Below are 1,488 nucleotides of genomic sequence, written 5' to 3' on the forward strand. Positions count from 1 at the left end.
AGCTGCTTGGCGAATGCAATCTCAGCGGCGGGGGGGGTAGAGATCTCCTCCAGTTCCTTGGCGGTGGGATCAGGCTTCAGTCGCGGGTAGGCGGTCTCGTGAAGGGTAGCCATTGGATCCGGAGGTTATGAGGGGATCAATCCCAGTGCCGGCCGTCGTCTGTATTGAGAGACGCTTCCAGGAAACACTGGTGCGTATCGGCCATGCGGTGCATGTCATCGAGCAACGTGGCCAGGATTTCATCCAGATCCCGATCGGGATCGGTGGGAACAGTTAACCGGTACTCGCTGCTGGCGGTGTTCAGACGCACTGCCTGGAACGGAGCCAAGCAGATCTCTTCAATCCGGCCTCGGGCCTTGGCCGCGCCGCGGCCGGCGCGGGCAAACGGGGTCAGCACCATGCGCAGGCGCAGCTGCAGGGCCGATTTGTCCTCGGGCGCCGGCAGTGCCATCGCCGGTACCGGCGCGGTTGGACTGGGCAGGCTTGCTTCAATGCGCTCCCGGGCAAACGGGTCACGCCCGTCCAGGTAACGCATGGCCGACTGCACATCGCGCCAGCCCACGTACTCCATCAAGGCCTTCATGTCCCAGCCTTGGTCGTTGGCCCAGCTGGCAAAGCCGCGGCGCAACGAATGGCTGCTGTGGAGCCTTGCATCGGCAAAGCCGGCACTGGTCAGCAACTCGCGCAGCAGGCGCACCAAGCTGTTGGGATGCAGGCCTTCGGCGCTCACCTGGCCCCATTGGTTGACTGCCCGAAACACCGGCCCTTCTTGCAGGTCGGCCGCCTGCAGCCACGCCTGGGTCGCCTCCACCGGGCACAACCGCGACAGCGCCGGCACCTTGTAGGTGACGCCGGCTGCCTGGCGATCACCCTTGCTGCGTGGCAAGAAGCAGGTCATCCCCTGTCCCGGCACCAGCGTGAGATGGGCCACGTCCAGACGCAGCAGTTCATCGCCACGGAATCCCCGCCAGAACCCGAGCAGCACCAGCGCTCGGTCTCGTTGATGGCGCAGCGCCGCCGGCCCATCGCCCCGGGCATGTGCCGCAGCGATCGCCGCGGCCAGCCAGTCATCGAGCTCGACCAGCCGCCGAATCTGGAGCGGCGCGGCTTGCTTGACCTGGCCCGGGTGCAGGGTCTGGATGCCTTTGAGCACCTTGCGCACCAGCGGCGATCGGGTCGGGTCGACAAAGCCGTGGTCGCGGTGCCAAGAGGCGATGGCCGCCAGACGTTGGCGGAGGGTGCTGGTCGCCAAGGTCTGCGCATAAGCGGCCAGGTACCGGGCCACGCTGTCAGGTGTCGCTGGGGGGTGGCCTTGCCATTCAACCTCGAAGTGCCGCAGCGCCGACGCATAGCTGCGCACCGTGTTCTGGCGCGTGGCCGCATCGAGGTAGCGGTCCAGTTCGGTCACTGGCGCGTGGCCTCCACCGAGGCCGGCTGCCGCAGCGTTGACAGGATGGTGCATTCAGCCCGCTGCCCGCCGTGGCAACT

The 1,488-nt window shown here is 66.7% G+C and carries 1 protein-coding gene; it reads right to left on the bottom strand.

Features of this window, described 5'->3' with window-relative positions:
- Positions 1 to 136: 136 nt before the first annotated feature.
- Positions 137 to 1,408, bottom strand: a complete 1,272-nt coding sequence (locus tag KVS69_RS18190) for a site-specific integrase (RefSeq protein WP_217539404.1) — start codon at positions 1,406 to 1,408, stop codon at positions 137 to 139.
- Between the last annotated feature and the right edge of the window lie 80 nt (positions 1,409 to 1,488).

The organism is Stenotrophomonas sp. GbtcB23 (assembly GCF_019091045.1).
GTDB classification, from domain to species: domain Bacteria; phylum Pseudomonadota; class Gammaproteobacteria; order Xanthomonadales; family Xanthomonadaceae; genus Stenotrophomonas; species Stenotrophomonas rhizophila_A.